Source organism: Pseudomonas sp. m6p (genome assembly GCF_055760375.1).
This window is the reverse complement of sequence record NZ_CM147084.1, coordinates 1,441,478-1,461,687: the sequence shown is the minus strand read 5'-3', so window position 1 is coordinate 1,461,687 and position 20,210 is coordinate 1,441,478. Positions and strand designations below refer to the sequence as shown.

The window sequence follows — 20,210 nt, the reverse complement described above, 5'->3', positions numbered from 1 at the left end:
GGGCCTAATCAAAACCCCCGGTAAGGGGAGCCGGTTTGTTCACTGTCAATCCGCGAGCGTGTAGCCGCTGGTGACAAAGGGGGTGCAATAGTACCCGGTTATTTAGGGAGTCTCCACCGCCTTTTGTGCGGTACAGAATGTGGTGATCATGCCACCCCGTCTCCTTCGTAATCGGTAACTTACATATTGGACACAATCCTTTCTGACTCTGGAAAAGGCTCAAGATTTGCTTACGGTACGCCAGCCTTTTGAGCATCTGTTCCATACGCCTTTTCTCACCCATTTCCTCCATAGAAGGATCGAAGGGGTTGTACTCCCCACTCACCTTCTTGTGTCGTTCGATCGGAGTGCTCGCTAGCGAGTACAACTCGATCGTTCGCATCTCTCCCTTGTCATTCATCGTCGCGGTAGCAAACACCCCTTTCCGCCCCTTCATGGGTTTAAAGTATTTCGCTCCGATCCACTGGAGTGTTTTCTTAGGGTGTCGCCGTTTTGCCCAACGCCATAGAGCCAGAAAGATCATGTAATCCATGCGGCTATACGCTTTCTTGGCTACCACAGGCTGGTGATAGAACGCCCAGCCACGCAGTATCGGATTCAGCTGTCGGATCAGATCCTCCTGCCTTACCGTTTTGCTGGTACTGATGACCTCCCTTACCTTGCTATAGAACGCTTTCACGTTTTTCTTGCTTGGCTTGATCAGAAGCTTCCCATCGTACTTGCGGAAATTCCAACCTAGAAAGTCAAAGCCTTCCTTTATATGGACGACACGCGTCTTCTCGAGTGACAACTGCAGCCCCCGCACTGCTAGGAACTGCTCTACCCAAGGTCTGACTTCAGTTTCCAGCACCTCTCGCGAGGTTCCGGTTATCACAAAGTCATCCGCGTAACGCACCACATTGATTTTCAGCTTCTTGGCCTTGGTCACACCCAGATGTTGCTTAAGTTGTGACTCCAGCCCATCCAGCACCAGATTCGCCAAGCTGGGCGAGACAATCCCGCCCTGTGGCGTACCGGCATCCGTTGCCTGTAGCTGGCCTTTATGAATCACGCCAGCTTTCAACCATTTTCGGAGAACCACCTTATCCGTTGGGACGTTGGTGATAAGCCAGTCATGATTGATATGGTCAAAGCAGCCTTTGATGTCCGCCTCCAAAACCCATTGGGCCGAAACCTTCTTGGATAGGCATACGAACAACTGCCCCATTGCATCCGCCGTAGATCGCTCGATCCTAAAGCCGTAGCTGTTTGGATCGCCGGTGGTTTCTGCAATGGGTGCCAGAGCAAGCAAATACAACGCCTGCATTGCCCTGTCCGTCATGGTCGGAATGCCCAGAGGGCGCTCCTTTCCATTTGACTTCGGAATAAACACACGCCGTAAAGGCCGTGGCTTATAACCGTGGCGCCTCAACCCATTTGCCGCCTTCCATTTGGCATCGGGTGTATCCCAGAGCACGCGGTCGACTCCCGCCGTGCGCTTACCCTGGTTTTCAGTGACTCGCCGTACGGCCAAGTATCTGGCCGAGCGTGAGCGGGTCAGCATCCGCTGCAAGGCTTTCACCCTGCGCCAGTTGCCTTCCCGACAAGCCTTCGCAATCCGTATCTGCATCGCCCGGACATTCCGCTGAACACGCCACCAATCGATGTCATGCCATTGTTGCGGAGCGCCGGAAGGCGCAGACACGGCCAATTGGCTATGTTCTAACATGCTGCCTTCCTCTCAAGTTGCCCCAAGCGAAAGACGCACACATCCCCTGACGGGAATGGACGCTCCCGCCAGGGCTGGATTAATAGAAGATCCGTTACAGCTGGATCTCTAGGTTTATTGAGACAGGTTCACTCAGAGTTCATGCGACGAAAGACCACGCAGAAGTCTGCCCGGTTTCCCGTGGAGCAATGTTCCAGCCCCTATCCAGGCCATTACAGCCCGGCTTTCGCTTTCTCTGCGATCCCATACCCGCACAGCCAACGGATCACCTTGCGGTTCACCTGCCCGAAGGCAGCTATACGGGCTTACCACGTTCCCTGCCTGTCACACGACTGGGTTAGAGTCTGCCTATTCGCCGGCGACCTTATGTGACGACGTGTTCCGACCCTTGACCAGAACAACCGGTCGCATCACCTTTTTGGTTAATGCCTATCAGCAGATTAGGCACCGTAATGCTGACGACGTTTATTAGCAGTTCACTTGTGTTACCCATACCAGCCAGCCTAGCGCCTCAACCCGGTACTGCTCCGAGCATCTGCGCTCCGCCTCACGGCGAAGACGCACCCATACGGGGGCTACATTGTTGGAAGAGCTTCACACCCCACCGTTACCAGTGACGCATGTCTTCCTAGGCTATCGTTGGTCGCACAACGAGTCCGCTGCCACTCCAAACAGGCAATGGTTGGACAATGACAGACAGAGCTTTCGCTCATGTCTCCGGTTTGATGTGAACAGGGACTGCCGAGGCAGCATGCTCAAAGAATTGTTACCTCCTGTTTCAAAAGCAGGAGGGAACCCCAGCGGGGATTCTCTCCCGCATGGGTTTAGCCCTGAATAGGGCTGATGTGTAGTAGGCACTCCAATACCGGAAATCCAGTACTGCGGTCGAGCCACCGAGCGCTAATCGACCTTGAGTTTGCCACCGCCGCTGCGGCAAGTCCTTGAAGGCATTGGACTTCTGGGAGGGTTTTGTTTCTTGGGGTTGGGTACCCAAGCTCTCGGCTCTCTTTCGAAAACCCTTCAAGATGACTCTACACCTCGAAGTTTAGGAGACACGCCACGCGTGTCGCACCAAGGGCATGCATTCTAGTGGGTCAAACTCAAGAAGTCACCCTACTGAAAACGGGTAAAAAAACAGCAGGCCATTTATAGGTGTGAATGCAGCAATGCATTCCACCCCGAAGACGAATAAAGACCATCACGCCAGGGCTCTGCTTCAACCGCTTCTATATATAGAAGAGACTGCGAGCCATCTCCCTGACGGCCGATCCAGCGAACATGGCCGGTGGTCGACACGCAGGCTGCAAGCCCGTAAACACGACGAAACGCCCTGCCCTTCGACCTGAAACCCAGCACAACAAACCACAAACCGTAAAACAAAAAAGGCGCCAGACTGTTAAATCTGGCGCCTTTCGAAATATGGGGTGGACGATGGGGATCGAACCCACGACAACGGGAGTCACAATCCCGTGCTCTACCAACTGAGCTACGCCCACCATATTGCGTCACAAAAAAGCCATTCAACTTCTTTGCTGAACTTCATCAGGCCTGCGGCAAGAATGAAGCTTTAATTGGTGCGGATGAAGAGACTCGAACTCTTACGCCTCGCGGCGCTGGAACCTAAATCCAGTGTGTCTACCAATTCCACCACATCCGCAGATGAAGCTTTTAAAGCAAAGGCGCCAGACTGTTACATCTGGCGCCTTTCGAAATATGGGGTGGACGATGGGGATCGAACCCACGACAACGGGAGTCACAATCCCGTGCTCTACCAACTGAGCTACGCCCACCATATCGCGCTACTTGTGCCAAAGCTGCCTAATGGCGCACCCGGCAGGACTCGAACCTGCGACCATCCGCTTAGAAGGCGGATGCTCTATCCAGCTGAGCTACGGGCGCCTTATTAATCTGTACTCTTGGAGGACTACAAACTAAATGCTTTCCAGCTTCGCAGAACGCTAATTCCGCTCAACCTTCTTAACCAGTGCTAGGCTGTGCCCGACAAGTGCGACGAATAGTATAGAGCGCTCCCAAGGTCGTCAAATCCTTTTTGAAAAAAATTCATTTAATTAAAGGAGTTAGGGGAATTTGCTGACCAAGCGCCTTTGCCCTCACCGTCTGACATGCGAGAATGCGTTCTCTTTTTTTCCCCTCTCGATGGTTAATCACGCGCAATGACTGCACAACTAATCGACGGCAAATCGATCGCCGCCAGCCTGCGCCAGCAGATCGCCCAACGAGTTGCCGAGCGTCGCCAGCAAGGCCTGCGCACTCCCGGCCTCGCGGTGATCCTGGTCGGCAGCGATCCTGCCTCTCAGGTTTATGTCTCGCACAAGCGTAAAGACTGTGAAGAGGTAGGCTTCCTCTCCCAAGCCTACGACCTGCCCTCCGACACCACTCAAGAAGCGCTGACCGATCTGATCGATCGCCTCAACGACGACCCGGCCATTGACGGCGTGCTGCTGCAACTGCCCCTGCCCGAGCATCTGGACGCGTCCAAATTGCTGGAGCGCATCCGCCCGGACAAAGACGTCGATGGCTTTCATCCTTATAACGTCGGCCGCCTGGCCCAGCGCATCCCGCTGCTGCGTCCGTGCACGCCAAAAGGCATCATGACCTTGCTGGAAAGCACGGGTGTGGACCTTTATGGCCTGGACGCGGTAGTGGTGGGTGCCTCCAACATCGTCGGGCGCCCGATGGCAATGGAACTGCTGCTGGCCGGTTGCACCGTGACCGTCACCCACCGCTTTACCAAGGATCTGGCCGGCCACGTCGGTCGCGCCGATCTGGTGGTGGTCGCCGCCGGCAAGCCGGGCCTGGTCAAGGGCGAGTGGATCAAGGAAGGCGCGATCGTGATCGACGTCGGCATCAACCGTCAGGACGATGGCAAGCTGGTCGGTGACGTGGTGTACGAAACCGCTCTGCCCCGCGCTGGCTGGATCACTCCGGTTCCAGGTGGTGTTGGCCCGATGACCCGCGCCTGCCTGCTGGAAAACACCCTCTACGCGGCAGAAACCCTGCACGCCTGAGAGTTTTTTCCGCAATAAAAGAACCCCGCCTTTGTGCGGGGTTTTTTGTATCTGAGAAAAAACACTAACCGTTCGCCGGAAACCCCTCTTTTTACAGGCCTTTTCACGAGATTTTCAGGTCATTCAAACAACCATCGACAGATCTTCAGCCATACTCCTAGAATGCGACGCTTTGAAGAAATAACCCGTTACAAACTAACGGAATATCCAACCTTTATGAGTTCGCCCGCGTGAAAATTCGTCTTTCGATCCTGAGCCTGGTTTTTGCTTTTTCAGGCACATTCGTCACGCCAACCGTCAACGCCGCTGAAACCACTGCTGCGCCACGCGATGCTTCGCAACTGAAGATCGCCTCCGGCAGCGCCCTGCTCATGGATTTGCAGACCAATAAAGTCATCTATTCGAGCAACCCGGATGTGATCGTACCCATCGCTTCGGTCAGTAAGCTGATGACCGGGCTGGTGGTCGTTGAAGCGCACCAGAACATGGACGAATGGATCGACGTCGACATCAGCCACACGCCGGAAATGAAAGGCGTGTTCTCCCGAGTCAAACTGAAGAGCGAACTGCCGCGCCGGGAAATGTTGCTGATTGCCCTGATGTCCTCGGAAAACCGTGCAGCCGCCAGCCTTGCGCATCACTACCCGGGCGGTTATGCAGCCTTCATCGCGGCGATGAATGCCAAGGCCAAGGCACTGGGCATGACCAACACCCACTATGTCGAACCGACCGGCTTGTCGGAACGTAACGTTTCCACCGCCCGCGATCTGAGCAAACTGTTGGTGGCCGCGAGCAAGCACCCAATCCTCACTGAACTGACGACCACCAAGGAAAAAACGGTGTCATTCCGCAAACCCAACTACACCCTGGGTTTCCGCAACACCGATCACTTGGTGAACAAGGCCGACTGGGACATCAAAATCACTAAAACCGGCTTCACCAACCCGGCGGGTCATTGCCTGGTGCTGGTGACGCGGATGAGCAACCGCCCGGTTGCCCTGGTGATTCTCGATGCGTTCGGCAAATACACGCACTTCGCCGATGCCAGCCGTATCCGCAGTTGGATGGAAACCGGTCGCAGCACCAACGTTCCGGCAGTGGCCCAACAATACAAGGCCGAGAAAAACCTCAAGGCGCGCCAGAGCGGCGTGGTCGAAGCCTCCAAGTAGTTCGCGAAACAATAAAAAGCCCCGACATCTCGGGGCTTTTTAATGCCTGCGTCTCAGTCATTGGGCAGCGGCATCTGTTCGTCATCGGGAATGCCATCACCGGCACTCGGATCGCGATGATGCTCCGGGGTCAGCACATTAGGCCGGGCCAATGGATCACGCAGCGGGCTGTCCGGATCCAGTACTGGGTCTACGTCATCCTCAGGCGTGGTCGGCACGCTGTCCGGTTTTTTATCGTTAAAGCTGGAATCGGTACTCATACGCACCTCCCTTAGGGTTTCAGATCAGCCAACGGATCATAAGGCTTGGCCGGACGCTTGCTGTCTTCGCCGGTCTCCACATCCTTCGGCGCCTTGGCAGGGCCGACCGGATCAACCTGCGGGTCGTCGAGATCCGGTGAATCCGGATCGAAACCCAGATCATGACCGGACGAATGCTCGCTTGAATGTGGGCCTTTCGGGGATGGGGAATCTGCCATGCTCGCCTCCTGATTCACCCGCACATTCGGGCTCTATCGTTAAGAGGCGTGCCGGGCGTGAGGGTGCCCGGCAAATGACGAACGGAGGCTTAATGTGCAGCCAGAGCTTTTTTGGCTTGCTCCGCTTCACGCTCCTGCCCGGCCTGCGCCAACTCATCGGCCGCCTTTAGCCAGCGCTGACGATCAACCTCGGCTGGAATCTGCGACGGCTTCTGGATCAGCACGGCCCAACCGCCCGACTTCTCGAACGCCGACTCGAAGGAACTGAAACTCATCAGTTCGCGGCGATTCATTCCGGCGCGCAACAGCACTTTCTGTTTCAAGCGGTCGTAACCGGAAAGAATGGCGTAACGCGGCTCAGCCCAGAACGCCGAGCCTTCGCTAAAGCGCACCATCACCGGATATCCGGCCGCGACCTGGGTCAGCAAGGCTGGCAGATTCTTGTCCAGCGGATAGACCACCATGCCGTAATCGCGGGCCAGGTTCTGCAGATTCTGCTGCAACTGATCCTGTGCACCCGGCAGCTGCAACGGTTTTTCCAGCAGCCCCGGCGTGATCATGATGCCCTGCTGCGACAACAGGCTGGCCAGCACTTGCGGACCACTCTGATTGGCTTCACCGCGATAGAACGTACCGCTGAGTTCGACCCGCTCCGGCAGGCGCTTGACCTGCGGCGCGACAGTGCCCGCACAACCCGCCAATACAGCCGCGCAACCGGCCACCAGCAACGCCCCTCGCAATCGAGTCAATACCTGCACCATTGTCACTCTCTGATCAGACGCCGGTCATCGTGTTCCGGCAACGCCTGCGATCATAGGGCGACGCACGGCTGCGGTATAGCCTTAACCCGCAGACCGATCGATTGCATAGAGCGAACTGATTGGTCATCACCGACCTTTGGTCAATAGTCTGAAACACCCCATTGTCTAGACTGTCACTGAAACAGAGCGAATTGAAAAAGTGTGTGCCCGACGCAGGGCAAAGAGGAGGCACCGATGAGCCTGACCATGACCATCGTAATGTTGATAGCCGGCTGGCTGGCCGTTGCCAGCGCCATGCTGTGGGGCGTGCTGCGCATTGCGCGACGCCATCATCATCCGGTCGATTCGACCCCGAATCACAAGCCAGAAAAGCACCGCCACGCGACTGCGCACTGACAGGTCAGTTGATATAAAACCTCTGTAGGAGCTGCCGAAGGCTGCGATCTTTTGATCTTGCTCTAAAAAATCAAAAGATCGCAGCCTTCGGCAGCTCCTGCATAAGGCACAAGCCGTGCGGCATGAGGCATAAGCAAAAAGGCCGGCTGAACTCGACGAGTCCAGCCGGCCTTTTGGTTTGCTGCAGATTAAGCTTGCTGAGCCAGCTTCTTCTGCTTCGCCCGGCGCGACATCATGTTCAGCACTTCAATCGCTGCCGAGAAGGCCATGGCCGCGTACACATAACCTTTCGGTACATGGGCACCGAAGCCTTCGGCGATCAGCGTCATGCCGATCATGATCAGGAAGCCCAGGGCCAGCATCACCACTGTCGGGTTGTCGTTGATGAACTTGGCCAACGGCTCAGCTGCGAACAGCATCACCATCACCGACACCACCACCGCGATCACCATGATCGGCAAGTGTTCAGTCATGCCCACCGCAGTAATGATGCTGTCGATGGAGAACACCATGTCCAGCATCAGGATCTGACCGATTGCGGCAGCGAAGCCTAGGGTCACGGTCGAAGTCGCCGTTTTCGGGTCTTCCGGGGCCGGGTCCATGCTGTGATGGATCTCGGTCGTGGCTTTCCACACCAGGAACAGACCACCGGCAATCAGGATCATGTCTTTCCAGGAGAACGCCTGGCCCATGATTTCGATTACAGGTTCGGTCAACTGCACGATGAAAGCGATGGTGCTCAACAGGGCCAGACGCAGGATCAGCGCCATGCCGATACCGATGCGGCGCGCCTTCTGCCGATGCTGCACAGGCAACTTGTTGGTCAGGATCGAAATAAAGATCAGGTTATCGATGCCGAGCACGATTTCCATCACCACCAGTGTGGCCAAAGCAACCCAGGCGGCGGGGCTGGCGGCGAGTTCTAACAGATATTCCATGGGTCAGTCCTGACTCTTGTATGACGATTTAGATGGTCTTGGAGGAAGATTCGGATTTTTCCGCATCTTTTTCCGGCGCTTCTTTTTTCTCGATCAAGCCGCCGGTGGCGTCGCTGAGCGCTTGTTCAGCAGCTTTGTGCGTATCGTCGATCGCCTGTTTGGCGCTTTCGGCAGCCTTGCCCATCAACTGCTGGGCACTTTTCTCGGCCTGATCGCAACCGGCCATGAGCAGTAAAGACGTAAACATCAATGCAGGGATTGTGTATTTCATGAGACTTCCTTCGAATGAACAGACAGGGTCACAGACCACCCGTCGATGGCTGGGCATTCTAGGGAGACAAACACTTCAGGAAAATTCGTATTTTTAGCGGCTATACTTCGGCTTTAACGAACTATGACCATCAGTGTAGAAGCTGCCGAAGGCTGCGATCTTTTGATTTTTTAAAGCAAGATCAAAAGATCGCAGCCTGCGGCAGCTCCTACAGGGGGGGGGAACCTTAGAGTGCTCAATTACCGACAACTGCATTACTTCTGGGTGGTCGCCAAGACCGGCAGCATCGTGCGTGCCTGCGAGCAACTCAACCTCACACCGCAAACCATCAGCGGGCAGATTTCGCTGCTCGAACAAACCTACGGCATCGAACTGTTTCAGCGGGTCGGCCGCCAGCTGGAACTGACCGAGGCCGGACGCCAGGCCCTGCCCTACGCCGAGCAGATGTTCCAGTTGGGCGGCGAACTGGAGTTGATGCTGCGTGCCCAGCCCAACGAACAGCAGATCCTGTTTCGCGTCGGCGTGGCCGACGTGGTGCCCAAGTCCATCGTCTATCGGCTGATCGCGCCGACCATGGAGTTGCACGAACCGCTGCGCATCACCTGCCGCGAAGACAAACTCGAACGCCTGTTGGCGGACCTGGCCATCCAGCGTCTGGACCTGGTGATTTCCGACAGCCCGATGCCGTCGCACCTCGACATCAAGGGCTACAGCCAGAAACTCGGCGAATGCGGGATCAGTTTTTTCGCCACCGCGCAATTGGCGGCGCAATACGGGCAAGACTTTCCGCGCAGCCTCAACGGCGCACCGCTGCTGATTCCCGGCGCGGAAACCGTGGTGCGCAGCCGTCTGCAGCGCTGGTTTGCCGAGCAGCAGATCCAGCCGCGAATCGTCGGGGAGTTCGATGACAGCGCCCTGATGCAGGCCTTCGGCCAATCGGGCAGCGGGATTTTCATCGGCCCAAGCGTGATTGCCGATGAAGTCAAACGCCAGTACGGCGTCGAGGTGATTGGCCAGACCGACGCGGTGACCGAGTCGTTCTATGCCATTTCCGTGGAACGCAAGGTCAAGCACCCCGGCATCGTGGCGATTACCGAAGGTGCCCGACGCGAGCTGTTTACCGCGCTATGACGCCTGGGCGCACGCTTCGCGCGGCTTGAGCGTCATCAAGACCATGGCGAGGAATACCGACAACAGAATGAACCCGGCAGCGGCAAATCCCAGAAAGCCAAGGCCGGCACTGTCGATCACTCGACCGCCGATCATCGCTCCGAGGCCGATCCCGAGGTTGGCCCCGGCGATATTCAGCGAGGCGGCAAAGGCTGGCGCTTCCGGTGCGGCCTTCATCAGGCGTACATGGCTGACCAGAAACAGCGCCGCCTGGGTGATACCCCAGATGCCCATGGCCACCGCCAGGCCCAGCGTCGAGTGGATATTCGGCACCAGCGAGACCATGCCGGCAATCATGAACGCGCAGAACAGCACGGACGCCCCCAACGGATGACGATCCACTGCACGCCCGCCCAGCGAATTGCCGATCAGCCCGACCGCACCGAAGCCCATCAGGCACCAGCCAACCACGGTGCCGTTAAAACCCGCCAGACGCTCGAGTATGTCGGCCAGATAGGTGTAGGCGGTGAACATGCCGCTGAATACCAGGATCGACAACAGCACATGGCCGAGCATCAGCGGGCTGCGCAGGATCTTGAACTGCGAGCTGAAGCTGACCTGGTGCTGATGCAGACTGGTTTTCGGCAGGTAAACAAACAGCAGCAAGGCCTTGGCAAAAGCGATCACCGCCAGAATCGCGAATGCACTGCGCCAGCCGAACGCATCGGAAATCAACGTGCCCACCGGGATGCCGAATACCGTGGCGCAGACGATGCCGAAGCCGATCTTGGCAATCGCACGGCCGGCGTAATCCGGGCCGACGATGTCCACCGCTGTCTCGCTGGCCAAGGCCCAGAACACCGGCAGGCCGAGGGCCGGGATCAAGCGCGCAATGGCCATGACCCAGATGTTCGGCGCCAGCGCGGCAACGGTGTTGGCCAGGCCGAACATGATCAGAATGCTGATGAACAACTTGCGCCGCTCGAAGCGGGCGAAATAGGCGGTCAAAAACGGGCCGAACATCGCCACCGTGAAAGCGAACAGAGTCACCAGCAGACCCGCCTGCGGAATGGTTACCGCCAGATCTCGGGCAATGGCCGGCAACAGGCCGACGATGACGAATTCCGTGGTCAGCACCGTGAATCCGGCAGCGGACAACAGAAGAATGGGCAACAGCATGAGCAACTCCAGCAAAACGACGACACCAGCGAAGGCCGGAAGGCCCGCTGGCAACGATTAAAATGAGGATGGCGAATCTTAACAGAGTGTTTCAGCAGTGACTTGCATAAACCTGCCGACTTGCCGATCAATCCGGTGGCAGATCGTCACAGGCCTGAAGGATAACGCCTACGCTGTGATAAAGTCCGCGCCCTGAAAAACGTACACCCTGTTCAGCGCCCCGTTTAACAGCGTTGATCGCGCGTCAGCCCTTTCGGTTCGTGCCGGTGACCTGCCCCCTTGATGTACCACCGGTTTCACGCAACCTTGCACCCTATAAAAAATCAGAGATGCCGTTATGACCGCTTCATCCCCTTCTCTATTGCAACGCCTAAAAAACCTCAGCCTGGTCACGCAGATCCTGATCGGCCTGATTGCCGGTATCGCTCTGGCGCTGTTCGCCCCGGAAGCGGCGAAAGGCTCGGCGTTCATCGGCAAAGTGTTCGTCTCGGCACTGAAAGCCGTGGCCCCGATTCTGGTGTTCGTGCTGGTGATGGCGTCGATCGCCAACCACAAGCACGGCCAGGAAACCCACATCCGGCCGATCCTGTTCCTGTACCTGCTCGGCACTTTCGCTGCAGCCGTGGTTGCGGTGGTTGCCAGCATGGCGTTTCCCTCGCATCTGGTGCTGTCCACCGACAACGTGTCAGTCACCGCGCCGGGCGGCATTGCCGAAGTGCTGCAAAGCCTGCTGTTGAGCGTGGTCGACAACCCGGTCAGCGCGCTGATGAATGCCAACTTCATCGGCATTCTGGCCTGGGCGATCGGCATGGGCGTCGCGATTCGCCATGCCGGCGACACCACACGCGAGGTGCTGGGCGACCTGTCCAACGGCGTGACCGTGATCGTGCGCGTAGTGATTCGTTTCGCCCCACTGGGCATTTTCGGTCTGGTGGCGTCTACCCTCGCCACCTCGGGCTTCGGCGCGCTGATCGGTTATGCGCATCTGCTGGCCGTGCTGTTGGGCTGCATGCTGTTTGTGGCGCTGGTGATGAACCCGCTGATTGTGTTCTGGAAGCTGCGCCGCAACCCGTACCCGCTGACCCTCAAGTGCCTGCGCGAAAGCGGCATCACTGCCTTCTTCACCCGCAGTTCGGCAGCGAACATTCCGGTCAACCTGGAACTGAGCAAGCGCCTGGGCCTGCATGAAGACACTTACTCGGTATCGATCCCGCTGGGTGCGACCATCAACATGGCTGGCGCAGCGATCACCATCACCGTGCTGACCCTGGCTGCCGTGCACACGCTGGGGATTGCCGTGGACATCCCGACCGCGATCCTGCTCAGCGTCGTCGCGGCGATCTGTGCCTGTGGCGCCTCGGGCGTGGCCGGTGGCTCGCTGCTGCTGATTCCGCTGGCGTGCAGCCTGTTCGGCATTCCCAGCGAGATTGCCATGCAGGTGGTGGCGGTGGGTTTCATCATTGGTGTGCTGCAGGACTCGGCGGAAACAGCGCTGAATTCGTCCACTGATGTGCTGTTTACTGCCGCGGCTTGCTTGGGTGAAGAGGCGAAAGTTCAGCGCTCAGTCTAAAGATCAAAAGATCAAAAGATCAAAAGATCGCAGCCTGCGGCAGCTCCTACATGAGGAATGCGTTTCCCTGTAGGAGCTGCCGCAGGCTGCGATCTTTTGCTTTATCCAATAAGAAGCCCGCCAAGGCGTGAACCTTGCGGGCTTTTTTGTAGCTGGGTGTTTTAGTACGCGCCCATGTAATCGCGTTTACCCACTTCAACACCGTTGTGGCGCAGCAGCGCATAGGCAGTGGTGACGTGGAAGAAGAACTGCGGCAGACCGTAGCTCAGCAGGTAAGCCTGACCGCTGAAGCGCTTCTCTTTCGGCGTCCCCGGACGGGTCACGATCTCGATGCCTTCCTTGCCGTTGATCTGCTCCGGCTTGATCTCGCCGATGTAGGCCAGCACCTTGGCGATCAGCGCCTGCAGTTCGGCGAACGTGGTTTCAGTGTCGTCATACTTCGGGATTTCGACTTCGGCCAGACGCGAGGAAACGCCCTTGGCGAAGTCGACGGCGATCTGCACCTGACGCACCAGCGGGAACATGTCCGGGTACAGGCGCGCTTGCAGGAAGGCGTTCGGGTCGATGTTTTTCTCGGTGGCGTGGGCTTCAGCCTTTTTCAGGACATCGCTCAGGGCGTTGAGCATTTGTTGAAAAACCGGGACGGATGCGGCGTAAAGGGAAATGGTCATGGCAGTCTCGTGTGGTGGCTGGGTGGAACGTGGAGGCGATTATAGCCATGCTTGATGACCACACGGCTTGCCTTTTGTTAGCCAAGGATTAGGCTAGGCGCCTTCGACTGCTGAGGGAACGCGCGATGACCACCGAACTTGCAACCACCACCAACGAACCACGGCTCAACGCCACGGAAATCCGCATTCTGGGTTCGTTGATCGAAAAACAGGCCACCAGCCCGGAAACCTATCCGTTGACCCTCAATGCATTGGTGCTGGCCTGCAATCAGAAGACCAGCCGCGAGCCGGTGATGAACCTGACTCAGGGCCAGGTCGGCCAAAGTCTGCGGGCGCTGGAAAGCCACGGTTACACCAAACTGGTCATGGGCAGTCGCGCTGATCGCTGGGAGCATAAACTCGACAAGGCCCTGGAGCTGGTGCCGGCCCAAGTGATTCTCACCGGTTTGATGTTCTTGCGTGGCCCGCAGACAGTGAATGAGTTGCTGACCCGCAGCGGCCGCATGCACGATTTCGAAGATGCCGAGCAGGTGGTGCATCAGCTGGAGCGTCTGATCGCCCATGGGCTGGCGGTGTTGATCCCGCGTCAGGCCGGGCAACGCGAAGACCGCTACACCCATGCGCTGGGCGATCCGGCGGACATCGAGGCGATCCTGGCGGCGCGGCAGAATCCTGGGGAGCGCGCGACCAGCGGCGTTTCGGTCGAGCGCATCGAAGAGCTGGAAGCACGGATTGCCGCACTGGAAGAGCGCCTGGCGCGCCTCGAATAACCCCGAAATCCTACTGTGGGAACGAGCTTGCTTGCGAATGCGGTGTGTCATTTAGCAATGATGTGAATGACACATTGCATTCGCGAGCAAGCTCGCTCCCACAGGGGCTGCACCAAGACGAAGGTCTCTATTTACTCACCATCCCAGTAATCCACCCCATCCGCCTGCCGCGCCACGGCAACAAAACCTGATGCATTGCCCTCAGCATCAACCTTGAAGTTGTCCATCACTGCGTATTTGTTGGAATCCGGGTATTCGCAGATATCCGGTTGCTGCTGGGTGCTGACCGCCAGGTAACGCAGTTCCGCTTCGCTGGTATTGATGATCTGATGCGCCGTCTCCGGGCCGCCCGGCGGGCAGGCGATCACGTCGCCCGCGCGAATCGGAAAGCGTTCGGCCCCCAAGCGCACTTCACCCTCCCCGGCCACCACATAGAACATCTCTTCATTGACCCGGTGGCTGTGAAACGGACTGCCGCGCATGCCTGGCGGTAATGCGTACAGGCGATAACCGAGTTTTTGCGCGCCGAGTTGCTGGCCTACCCGCGCCATGCGCTGCAGATAACGCCCGGCGGTTTCGCCTTCCGGGGCCAGGGCTTCGGGCAAGGGTTCGAGTTCGACCTGATGCAGGTTGAGAATGGGTGGGTGCATGGCGGGCCTCGGTCACGGTTTTTGTGGGTGGCAAGTCTGGGCTGGCTGGGGAGGCAGTATAGGCATGGATGTCTGACTTGAGACCGTGGTGCATCCTTCGCGAGCAGGCTCGCTCCCACAGAGGATCTACAGCGAACACACAATCTGTGCATGACAAAAATTCAACTGTGGGAGCGAGCCTGCTCGCGAAGAGGCCCGCCCAGCCAGCACAACTCATCAGCTCCGGGCAAACGCCACCGCCGCCGCAAACTGCTCTTCACTCGGCCGCACCCCCGTGTACAGCACAAACTGCTCCAGCGCCTGGATCGCAATCACCTCCAGCCCGGTAATCACTTTCTTGCCCTCGGCCCGGCCGCGCACGATCAGCGGTGTTTCCGACGGAATCGCCACGACATCGAACACAATCCCGGCTGCCTGGATCACTTCAGGCTCAAACGCCAGTTGCCCCGCCTCCGGCCCGCCGTCCATGCCCACCGGTGTGACGTTGATCAGCATCTGCGGCCGCTCTTCGCCCAGCTCCGCCTGCCAGCGATAGCCAAGCGAGTCCGCCAGTGCCTGGCCGGCGCGCTCGTTACGCGCCACGATCAGTCCATTCTTGTAGCCACCATCACGCAGGGCGCTGGCCACGGCTTTGGCCATGCCGCCGCTGCCACGCAGGGCGAACGTCGAATCTTTCGGCACTGCGTGGGTTTCCAGCAATTGCGCGATGGCGATGTAATCAGTGTTATAGGCCTTGAGGTGACCGTGGGTGTTGACGATGGTGTTGATCGACTGGATCGCCGCCGCCGACGCATCCAGCTCATCGACCAGTGCGATGCACGCTTCCTTGAACGGCATCGACACGCCACAACCACGAATCCCCAGCGCACGAATGCCGCCGACAGCCCCCGGCAAATCCTGACTGCTGAACGCCTTGTAATAGAAGTTCAGGCCCAACTGCTCGTACAAATGGTTATGAAACCGCAGACCGAAATTCCCCGGGCGCCCCGACAGGGACATGCACAGCTGGGTGTCTTTGTTGGGATTCATCTGCATGAAACTTCTCCTTCAAACGGACTTTCGGATGGACGGAGTTAGCCATTCCATCGGGTTCTGAACGATCATAAGCGCCTGTCTGCAACGGACCGCGTGCCCCTTTGACCCACCGGTAAAGAAGCCGGTACAGACCTTACACAAAATTTACCCAGCGGCTGTGCTGATTTTCAGAATTTCGCTGTCATAGAAGTATCCCCGCGACAACTTTGGGCCTGGTGCAGGCCCGGACGCCGGGTCGAAGAACCGAGGAATTATCATGATTCGTAAACTCCCCATCGTGGCCTTGTTGATTGGTGCATTCGCGATCACAGGTCAGGCAGAAGCCCACGGCGGTGGCTGGCAGGGTCCGGCCGTGTTTGGTGCGATCGTCGGCTCGGCCATCATCGGCTCGGCACTGATCAACCAGGACCGGCCGGTCTACGTGCAACAGCCTGTTTACGCTCAACCGGCACCGGTTTATGTGCAACAACCGCCGCCACCGGTCTATTACCAGCCGGCCCCGGTTTACGTGCAACAACCGGTCTACGTGCCTGGCCCGGTCTACTACGGCCCACCACGCGGCTATTACGGCCGGCCACACGGCTACTACGGTGGCCCACGCTGGTAATCGCCAACAAACAGCCCTGCTTTATAGCGGGGCTTTTTTATGACCGTCGGTCGGGCAACGTCTGAAAAAATCTTGCCAAGGTCGCTGTGAGGATAGTTCCAGCGGCTAAAGTCGGCATGATGGACTTGACCGCTGGGGGCAAAACACAGAACGGTCATCGATTTGTCATGACGGAACCGCAATCTGAATCCGTCCGTAAACAACAGGTTGATAACAACAAGGACGACCCATGCCTACTCAAAATCCGCACCGCATCGTCGGCCTGTGCACTTCAAGCAAGGTGTACAGTGCGCTGACCGAACTCAAACACCTGGAAGGCCACCGCTGCGCCAAGTTCCTTTCGCTGCTGGCGGAGAACCTGGTGCACAAGGGCCTGCTCAACGAGCGCGAAGTGGTGCACATGCTCGACCAGGTTGTCGACTGACCCCGTCCTCACTGTTATCAATGACCACTATCGAAAGCGTTGATTGTCCCTGAGCACAGCGAATCCCTAAGGTAGCTCCACAGATTGATGGAGGTACTGGTCATGGCTCAGGTTCAAATCATGTCGGTCATCGGCAGCGCTGTTCCCGCATCGCTCAGAGCGTCGGGATTGCTCGCCTGCTGGTATCTGGTGCGCGACGGTGAGCCCATCAGCGGCCCGCTGACTTCGCTCCCGGCAGCGCAGGCACTGTCGCAGAAAATCGTCAGCGCGCCGTTCCACGCTTAAGGCAACTGGACTTTCGGTTTGGTCTCGATAAACAGCGCCCAGCTCGACATGAAGAGCGCCGCGATCAGCGGCCCGATCACGAAACCGTTGAGGCCGAACACTGCGAGGCCGCCGAGGGTCGAGATCAGGATCATGTAGTCGGGCATGCGCGTGTCTTTGCCGACCAGAATCGGGCGCAGCACGTTGTCCACCAGACCGATCACAAATACCCCGAACAGCCCCAATACCACGCCCTGCCAGATCATCCCGCTGAGCAGGAAGTACACCGCCACTGGTGCCCAGACGATTCCCGCGCCCACCGCCGGCAACAGCGACAGAAAGCCCATCAGCACCGCCCAGAGCAACGCGCTGGGGATGTCGAGAAACCAGAAAATCGCCCCGCCCAATGCGCCCTGAGTGACCGCCACCACCAGGTTGCCCTTCACCGTCGCACGTACCACACGGTTGAACTTCAACTGCAAACGGCGTTTGTGGGTCTCTTCCAGCGGCACTGCGGTGCGTACCTTGCGTACCAGTTCGGCGCCATCGCGAAGAAAGAAAAACAGCAGGTACAGCATGATGCCGAAGCTGACCACAAACTCGAATGTGCCCTGGCCGAAACTGAAGGCCTGACTGGCCAGCACCTGACTGCCCTGCATCGACGCCTTGACGATTTTCTCGCGCAGACCGTTGAGTTCGCCCATGCCGAAGCGATCGAGCAAATGCTGAAAGTAAGGGGGCAAGCTGTGTTTGAACTGTGCCAGGTAGGCACCGATGTCCAGTTGACCGCTTTCGATGTTGTTGTACACCGTCGCGCCTTCCTGAACCAACAGGATGCTGAGAATGATCACCGGAAGAATCGCGATCACCAGACAAATGCCCAGCGTGCAAAGCGCTGTCAGGTTGCGCTGCCAGCCGAATTTGAGCTGTAACTTGCGCTGCATCGGCGCAAACAGAATGCCGAGAATCACCGCCCAGAACACCGCACCGTAGAACGGCAGCAGAATCCAGATGAAGGCGACCGTCACCAACAGCAACAGCACGGTGAGGGATTTGAATTGCAGCGTTTTTTCGTTCATGTCCGATCCATGTCAGTCAGGCGTCACGCACGCCTCGAACCTTAGTCCACCGGGGCGCGCACGAGTGCCATCTTTGTTCATGGAGCATAGATCGCCTGGTAGAAGCAGCTCGCTGCACCTGATGCAGCGGGACCCTGTCATGGTGCCGGCGCGGCACAGATCAGTAGCACCCGCGCAAAGATAGATCCAGATCAATAAACCGCACTTGCCGCTGCACTACCCTGCCGCGCTTTTGCGACCGATGCCGCCATGATCCCTGAACTCCCCCTCGCCGCCCCGGAGCTGCTGGCCCCCGCCGGCACCCTGAAGAACATGCGTTATGCCTTCGCCTACGGCGCCGATGCGGTCTACGCCGGCCAGCCGCGCTACAGTCTGCGGGTGCGTAACAACGAGTTCGACCACGCCAACCTCGCCCTCGGTATTCGCGAAGCGCAGGCCCAGGGCAAGCGCTTCTACGTGGTGGTCAATATCGCCCCGCACAATGCCAAGCTGAAGACCTTCCTCAAGGACCTGGCGCCGGTGATCGAGATGGCGCCGGATGCCCTGATCATGTCCGACCCGGGCCTGATCATGCTGGTGCGCCGGCATTTTCCGCAGATGCCGATCCACCTTTCGGTGCAGGCCAACACGGTGAACTGGGCGAGCGTCGAGTTCTGGCAGCAACGAGGTCTGAGCCGGATCATCCTGTCGCGGGAATTGTCGCTGGAGGAAATCGCTGAAATCCGCGAACAGGTGCCGGGCATGGAACTGGAAGTGTTCGTCCACGGCGCCCTGTGCATGGCTTACTCCGGGCGCTGCCTGTTGTCGGGCTACATGAACAAGCGCGACGCCAACCAAGGCACCTGCACCAACGCCTGCCGCTGGAAATATTCTGCGCAGGAAGCCACGGAAAACCATCTCGGCGAGATCGTGCAGACCTTCCAGCCCGAGCCGACCCTGGGCATTGGCGCGCCGACCGATCAGGTGTTCCTGCTGCAGGAAGCCAATCGTCCCGACGAGTTGATGCCGGCGTTTGAAGACGAGCACGGCACCTACATCATGAACGCCAAGGATCTGCGCGCGGTGCAGCACGTCGAACGCTTGACGCGCATGGGCGTGCATTCGCTGAAGATCGAGGGTCGCACCAAGTCGCATTTCTATTGCGCACGCACCACCCAGGTTTATCGCCGGGCAATCGACGATGCCGTAGCCGGGCGCGAGTTTGATCGCAGCCTGATGACCGACCTCGAATCACTGGCCCAGCGCGGCTACACCGAAGGTTTCCTGCGCCGGCATGTGCATGACGAATACCAGAATTATCAGAACGGCAGCTCGGTGTCGGAACGTCAGCAATTCGTCGGCGAACTCACCGGTGAGCGCCGTGACCGGTTGGCCGAGGTCAAGGTGAAAAACCGGTTTGCACTGGGCGACCACCTGGAACTGATGACGCCCAAGGGCAATTTCCACTTTGATCTGCACCAGTTGCAGAGTGCCAAGGGTGAGGCGATCGAGGTGGCGCCTGGGGATGGGCACACGGTGTACCTGCCGATTCCGGATGCGGTGGATTTGCGCTTTGGGTTGCTGATGCGTGATGTAGCTGCCAATCCGGATTGAGGACACGGAACACCTTGTAGGTGTCACTGATCTTCAGCGACATCGCGGCCGCCATCGCTGGCAAGCCAGCTCCCACAGGGGTTGTGTTGAACACAAAATCCCATGCCACCAACAACTACTACGGGAGCGGGCTTGCCCGCGAAGAGGCCGGCATGAACAAAACACCTCGCCACTGACCGACCAAAAAAAACCCGGCTCCAGAGCCGGGTTTTTCACTACCGGCGATCATCAGACAACGGCGTCGGCTCATCCGCCGGCGGCACATCATCGTCCGCCGCCGGGTCCTTCCAGTCTTCCGGCCGATCGGCATCACTCAACGGATCGCGCCCGGGACTCATGCCCGGTGGCGCATCATGATCGGCCAGTGTCGGCTCATCCGTGCCGGGCACCGGACGGGTCGGATCGGTCGGCAGCACACCACCTTGAAACAGCAAATCATTAGCCATGACACACCTCACCAAGGAGGTCCGGAAAACCCGGGCCATACCGCTTGGAAGCAGGCCTGCGC

23 protein-coding genes and 4 tRNA genes are annotated in these 20,210 nt (G+C 58.2%); 11 read left to right on the top strand and 16 right to left on the bottom strand.

Annotated elements, in window-relative coordinates:
• Positions 1-4: 4 nt before the first annotated feature.
• The 5 genes from ltrA to ACYZUM_RS06615 all read right to left on the bottom strand — a co-directional run bounded on the left by ltrA (position 5) and on the right by ACYZUM_RS06615 (position 3,607).
• A complete protein-coding gene (gene ltrA / locus ACYZUM_RS06635; RefSeq protein ID WP_023093520.1) occupies positions 5-1,708 on the bottom strand; it encodes a group II intron reverse transcriptase/maturase in 1,704 nt (567 codons plus the stop codon).
• 1,420 nt (positions 1,709-3,128) lie between these two features.
• Positions 3,129-3,204, bottom strand: a tRNA-His gene (locus tag ACYZUM_RS06630).
• Between the two features lie 76 nt (positions 3,205-3,280).
• A tRNA-Leu gene (locus ACYZUM_RS06625) sits at positions 3,281-3,365 on the bottom strand.
• Between the two features lie 57 nt (positions 3,366-3,422).
• Positions 3,423-3,498, bottom strand: a tRNA-His gene (locus tag ACYZUM_RS06620).
• Positions 3,499-3,530: 32 nt separating this feature from the next.
• Positions 3,531-3,607, bottom strand: a tRNA-Arg gene (locus ACYZUM_RS06615).
• Between the two features lie 275 nt (positions 3,608-3,882).
• Between ACYZUM_RS06615 and folD the strand changes: the two genes are divergently transcribed.
• Both folD and pbpG read left to right on the top strand, forming a co-directional pair.
• Positions 3,883-4,737: a bifunctional methylenetetrahydrofolate dehydrogenase/methenyltetrahydrofolate cyclohydrolase FolD gene (gene folD, locus ACYZUM_RS06610; RefSeq protein ID WP_041074114.1), complete on the top strand. Its 855-nt coding sequence runs from the start codon at positions 3,883-3,885 to the stop codon at positions 4,735-4,737.
• Between the two features lie 230 nt (positions 4,738-4,967).
• Positions 4,968-5,906, top strand: a complete 939-nt coding sequence (gene pbpG / locus ACYZUM_RS06605) for a D-alanyl-D-alanine endopeptidase (RefSeq protein WP_041074112.1) — start codon at positions 4,968-4,970, stop codon at positions 5,904-5,906.
• Positions 5,907-5,959: 53 nt separating this feature from the next.
• On the opposite strand, the gene ACYZUM_RS06600 is transcribed toward pbpG, so the two are convergent.
• The 3 genes from ACYZUM_RS06600 to ACYZUM_RS06590 form a co-directional block, all read right to left on the bottom strand.
• Positions 5,960-6,166: a hypothetical protein gene (locus ACYZUM_RS06600; RefSeq protein ID WP_108182272.1), complete on the bottom strand. Its 207-nt coding sequence runs from the start codon at positions 6,164-6,166 to the stop codon at positions 5,960-5,962.
• A gap of 11 nt (positions 6,167-6,177) precedes the next feature.
• Entirely contained in the window at positions 6,178-6,384 is a 207-nt protein-coding gene (locus ACYZUM_RS06595) for a DUF6021 family protein (RefSeq protein WP_041074110.1), read from the bottom strand.
• A gap of 89 nt (positions 6,385-6,473) precedes the next feature.
• A complete protein-coding gene (locus ACYZUM_RS06590; protein WP_041074108.1) occupies positions 6,474-7,145 on the bottom strand; it encodes a lipoprotein in 672 nt (223 codons plus the stop codon).
• A gap of 234 nt (positions 7,146-7,379) precedes the next feature.
• Between ACYZUM_RS06590 and ACYZUM_RS06585 the strand changes: the two genes are divergently transcribed.
• On the top strand, positions 7,380-7,541 hold the full coding sequence (locus ACYZUM_RS06585) for a hypothetical protein (RefSeq protein ID WP_174377378.1): 162 nt from the start codon (positions 7,380-7,382) through the stop codon (positions 7,539-7,541).
• Positions 7,542-7,729: 188 nt separating this feature from the next.
• On the opposite strand, the gene ACYZUM_RS06580 is transcribed toward ACYZUM_RS06585, so the two are convergent.
• A complete protein-coding gene (locus ACYZUM_RS06580) occupies positions 7,730-8,479 on the bottom strand; it encodes a TerC family protein (RefSeq protein ID WP_041074106.1) in 750 nt (249 codons plus the stop codon).
• Between the two features lie 28 nt (positions 8,480-8,507).
• Entirely contained in the window at positions 8,508-8,750 is a 243-nt protein-coding gene (locus ACYZUM_RS06575) for a hypothetical protein (RefSeq protein ID WP_025108906.1), read from the bottom strand.
• A gap of 231 nt (positions 8,751-8,981) precedes the next feature.
• On the opposite strand from ACYZUM_RS06575, the gene nhaR reads away from it, so the two are divergent.
• On the top strand, positions 8,982-9,881 hold the full coding sequence (gene nhaR, locus ACYZUM_RS06570) for a transcriptional activator NhaR (RefSeq protein ID WP_086794737.1): 900 nt from the start codon (positions 8,982-8,984) through the stop codon (positions 9,879-9,881).
• Here the strand turns inward: nhaR and ACYZUM_RS06565 are convergent.
• Positions 9,876-11,039, bottom strand: coding sequence for an MFS transporter (locus tag ACYZUM_RS06565; RefSeq protein ID WP_108182271.1), 1,164 nt, complete (start codon positions 11,037-11,039; stop codon positions 9,876-9,878). The two genes, nhaR and ACYZUM_RS06565, sit on opposite strands and share 6 nt — an antisense overlap.
• Positions 11,040-11,376: 337 nt before the next feature.
• Here ACYZUM_RS06565 and sstT point away from each other — a divergent pair, with 337 nt between their 5' ends.
• Positions 11,377-12,609, top strand: a complete 1,233-nt coding sequence (gene sstT, locus ACYZUM_RS06560) for a serine/threonine transporter SstT (protein WP_108182270.1) — start codon at positions 11,377-11,379, stop codon at positions 12,607-12,609.
• A gap of 161 nt (positions 12,610-12,770) precedes the next feature.
• Here the strand turns inward: sstT and ACYZUM_RS06555 are convergent, their stop codons facing one another.
• Complete coding sequence (locus tag ACYZUM_RS06555; RefSeq protein ID WP_047291564.1) at positions 12,771-13,280, bottom strand: DUF1993 domain-containing protein; 510 nt, start codon at positions 13,278-13,280, stop codon at positions 12,771-12,773.
• 125 nt (positions 13,281-13,405) lie between these two features.
• Between ACYZUM_RS06555 and ACYZUM_RS06550 the strand changes: the two genes are divergently transcribed.
• Complete coding sequence (locus ACYZUM_RS06550) at positions 13,406-14,050, top strand: YceH family protein (RefSeq protein WP_108182269.1); 645 nt, start codon at positions 13,406-13,408, stop codon at positions 14,048-14,050.
• Between the two features lie 131 nt (positions 14,051-14,181).
• Here the strand turns inward: ACYZUM_RS06550 and ACYZUM_RS06545 are convergent, their stop codons facing one another.
• Together ACYZUM_RS06545 and ACYZUM_RS06540 are read right to left on the bottom strand one after the other, a co-directional pair.
• Complete coding sequence (locus tag ACYZUM_RS06545) at positions 14,182-14,700, bottom strand: cupin domain-containing protein (RefSeq protein ID WP_108182268.1); 519 nt, start codon at positions 14,698-14,700, stop codon at positions 14,182-14,184.
• A 216-nt stretch (positions 14,701-14,916) separates the two neighbouring features.
• A complete protein-coding gene (locus tag ACYZUM_RS06540) occupies positions 14,917-15,735 on the bottom strand; it encodes a shikimate 5-dehydrogenase (RefSeq protein ID WP_108182267.1) in 819 nt (272 codons plus the stop codon).
• A 256-nt stretch (positions 15,736-15,991) separates the two neighbouring features.
• On the opposite strand from ACYZUM_RS06540, the gene ACYZUM_RS06535 reads away from it, so the two are divergent.
• The 3 genes from ACYZUM_RS06535 to ACYZUM_RS06525 all read left to right on the top strand — a co-directional run bounded on the left by ACYZUM_RS06535 (position 15,992) and on the right by ACYZUM_RS06525 (position 17,051).
• Positions 15,992-16,342, top strand: a complete 351-nt coding sequence (locus tag ACYZUM_RS06535) for a hypothetical protein (RefSeq protein WP_007965394.1) — start codon at positions 15,992-15,994, stop codon at positions 16,340-16,342.
• A gap of 229 nt (positions 16,343-16,571) precedes the next feature.
• Positions 16,572-16,766 carry a hypothetical protein gene (locus ACYZUM_RS06530; RefSeq protein ID WP_025108897.1) on the top strand — a complete coding sequence of 65 codons (195 nt, stop codon included), beginning with the start codon at positions 16,572-16,574 and terminating at the stop codon, positions 16,764-16,766.
• A gap of 102 nt (positions 16,767-16,868) precedes the next feature.
• Positions 16,869-17,051, top strand: a complete 183-nt coding sequence (locus tag ACYZUM_RS06525) for a hypothetical protein (protein ID WP_041074091.1) — start codon at positions 16,869-16,871, stop codon at positions 17,049-17,051.
• Here ACYZUM_RS06525 and ACYZUM_RS06520 read toward each other — a convergent pair.
• Positions 17,048-18,109, bottom strand: a complete 1,062-nt coding sequence (locus ACYZUM_RS06520) for an AI-2E family transporter (RefSeq protein WP_041074089.1) — start codon at positions 18,107-18,109, stop codon at positions 17,048-17,050. The genes ACYZUM_RS06525 and ACYZUM_RS06520 overlap by 4 nt on opposite strands.
• Positions 18,110-18,358: 249 nt before the next feature.
• Here ACYZUM_RS06520 and trhP point away from each other — a divergent pair, with 249 nt between their 5' ends.
• Together trhP and ACYZUM_RS06510 are read left to right on the top strand one after the other, a co-directional pair.
• Complete coding sequence (gene trhP / locus ACYZUM_RS06515) at positions 18,359-19,702, top strand: prephenate-dependent tRNA uridine(34) hydroxylase TrhP (RefSeq protein ID WP_108182266.1); 1,344 nt, start codon at positions 18,359-18,361, stop codon at positions 19,700-19,702.
• A gap of 20 nt (positions 19,703-19,722) precedes the next feature.
• Positions 19,723-19,878 (top strand): hypothetical protein, encoded by a 156-nt coding sequence (locus ACYZUM_RS06510; protein WP_262949096.1) that lies wholly within the window; start codon positions 19,723-19,725, stop codon positions 19,876-19,878.
• Between the two features lie 39 nt (positions 19,879-19,917).
• On the opposite strand, the gene ACYZUM_RS06505 is transcribed toward ACYZUM_RS06510, so the two are convergent.
• Entirely contained in the window at positions 19,918-20,148 is a 231-nt protein-coding gene (locus ACYZUM_RS06505) for a hypothetical protein (protein ID WP_007965409.1), read from the bottom strand.
• Positions 20,149-20,210: the final 62 nt, after the last annotated feature.